Genomic DNA, 2605 nt, shown 5'->3' with positions numbered 1-2605 from the left:
CCACTCCTGGTTCCAGATAATCCAGTGATCCATACCAGCCATAATTGGCATCGAATTGAGCGAAAGCAATCTGACTTTTTATCTGGAACCAGGAGTGGGATATATGCTGCATCTGGCTCAATCAGATACTTTGATCTATCCTTCAGGGTATGGTCGGTCGCTTGATCCAGTAATAGTTGATGAATCTGAAGAACAACCGCTTCTCGTGGAATGTCCTTGGACCGTTGATAGGTATAAATACTTATCTAACATGACGATAACAACGCTGATTGAAAGTGATACTTTAGGTATTAATGATCCAGATGATGCCGTTGCTGCTTTTGTGGGTGATGAGTGTCGCGGTGTTGGGCGGCCAGTGTATGTACCTGAGCTAGAGGCGTATCGCATATATATGCAGATCTATGGTGACATCTCTGAACCAATCACATTTCGGATTTGGCAGGCTGAAGGAGAGCTGTTTTATGAGAGCGGCAGCGAGTTGATTTTTCAGGCTGATGCCATTGTTGGTAGTCTGATGAATCCCATGATTATCCTTAGAACACCATTAGGTATTGGTGATAGAGGATATATTCCAGATGTCTTCAGTTTGGGGCAGAATTATCCCAATCCATTCAACCCACGGACAACCATGGGTTTTGGCATACCGGAAGGTGGACATGTCAGAATTCGCATCTATAACCTACGCGGACAAGAGATACGAACCCTCGTTGACAATGATCTATCAGCCGGGTATCGATTTGTAGTCTGGAATAGTCTGAATGAATCAGGACATCCTATTTCATCTGGAAGTTATCTGGTTGTCAGGGAGAGTGGTTCTTTCCGTGAAGTACGGAAGATGTTGATGCTGAAATAGTTCGCATACCTCGATACGATTGCTGCGCAATCACTCGGTGAACGAACTAGACTCCTGAGTGATCCTGGTTCGTTTGGGATCGAACAACTCAGGCCCCTGAGTGATCCCGACGCTTTTATCGGGATCGTATCGAAGGGCTGGTGCTTGGCACTCAATACAGATGACGACATCGAATTTCTCCCCCAGTATGGAGAGATGTCCTGGGGGTAGAGGAACAACGGTTTGGCAGGTAGCCACTACTTGATTTGCGTAACCCCGTGGCTAAAAGAACAGGAAACAGAGCATGCAACGCACGATAACAATACTTGGACTTCTATTCACCGCTCTCCAAGCCCAATACCCCGCCGAGTGGGTGATCAATCCACCGGATTATGAACATACCATGACGGTTACCTCTATTGTTGAAATCAATGGAGAAACATCTGGTAATGCAGCTGATGCTCTGGCTGTATTTTACAATGAAGAATGCCGAGGTGTTTCTGAGCCAATTCTGGTGGGTGAGATATATATGCATTTCCTCATGGTGTACAGCAACGATTCGGGACTTGATCTGACCTTCAAAGCCTGGGATAGTGAGGTTGGAAACGTCGTTGATCTGGATCAGACGCTCAACTTTGAAAGTGGAGACGCAGTTGGAACAGTGGGGGAGCCCTATCAATTCTCAGGGACGAATCCAATAAGCTATCTGGATGCAGTCGATGATTATACTGTCCAAATTGAAGATGAGGAAGGTTCAACCATTGCAGTATTGGAAAATGATGTTATTGGTGAAGATGTTGTCGCAACGACAAACATAATTGAAGATCCTATTCATGGATATCTTGAGGTACTATATCCATCTGCTTTCCGATATATCCCACCTGAAAATTTCTTTGGACAGGATTCCTTCCAATACGAGTTATCCACTGAATACAGTATGGATAGTGCCTGGGTCTATATTGAAGTAACAGCAGTGAATGACCCACCAGATGCATTTGGATTGATTACACCCGAAGATGGTAGATATATCGTCGAGGTAGATGCTACTGATATTGAGTTTAGTTGGGAGGTGCCAGTTGATCCAGAGGCTGACCCCATCACGTATTCTCTGTATATAAAAGAAGGGGAGACTCTCATTACTTCCTGGACGCCAATGAGTAATACAGAAGTATTCAATGTTGAAGAATTACCACGAGAGGTTTGGTTAGACTGGCATGTCATTGCTTATGATGCCTGGGGCTGGACTGCATCACTGGATACCTTCGCGATAAAAGTATCTGAAGCGGTTAATGTTGATCGCGATCAGCTGTTGCCTCAATCATTCTCTCTCAGTCAAAACTATCCCAATCCATTTAATCCGGTAACCACCATAGGCTTTGGTGTACCTGAAGTCAGTCATGTCAAGATCAACGTTTACAATTTACGGAATCAAATCGTTCGGACCCTGGTGGATCAGAATTTATCTCAGGGTTATCATCAGGTGGAATGGAATAGCCTGGATGACCAGGGAAAACCCATGGCCTCAGGCACTTACCTGGTGGTTCTGGAAAGTGGCAACTACCGCGAAGTCAATAAAATATTGATGCTGAAATAGTTCGCACACCTCGATCTACACCGGTTCATATGGAAATTCAAGATGGTAGTGTGTACCACTATTGGACTCAACCTGAACCGTACCACCAAGTTGATCCTCGATCAACATGTGGATCATGCGAACTCCCAGACTCTTTGCTGTTTTGAAATCAAATTCTGGTGGCAGGCCTTTCCCATTAT

The 2605-nt window shown here is 44.8% G+C and carries 2 protein-coding genes; both read left to right on the top strand.

Translation table 11 applies throughout. The features are described from left to right. Positions 1 to 103 precede the first annotated feature (103 nt). The gene (locus tag U9Q77_09035) at positions 104 to 853 is read left to right on the top strand and encodes a hypothetical protein (protein MEA3287501.1); all 750 of its coding nucleotides are present in this window, start codon (positions 104 to 106) and stop codon (positions 851 to 853) included. 283 nt (positions 854 to 1136) lie between these two features. After that, on the top strand, positions 1137 to 2426 hold the full coding sequence (locus U9Q77_09030; GenBank protein MEA3287500.1) for a FlgD immunoglobulin-like domain containing protein: 1290 nt from the start codon (positions 1137 to 1139) through the stop codon (positions 2424 to 2426). Positions 2427 to 2605: the final 179 nt, after the last annotated feature.

The sequence above is a fragment of the Candidatus Neomarinimicrobiota bacterium genome (assembly GCA_034716895.1).
GTDB lineage: Bacteria > Fidelibacterota > UBA8477 > UBA8477 > JABMPR01 > JABMPR01.
This window is presented reverse-complemented; position numbering and strand designations above follow the sequence as displayed.

Excerpts from the sequence above, each read along its gene's own strand:
- U9Q77_09035 (MEA3287501.1), top strand. The coding sequence starts at position 104 with ATGCTGCATCTGGCTCAATCAGATACTTTGATCTATCCTTCAGGGTAT.
- U9Q77_09030 (MEA3287500.1), top strand. The coding sequence starts at position 1,137 with ATGCAACGCACGATAACAATACTTGGACTTCTATTCACCGCTCTCCAA.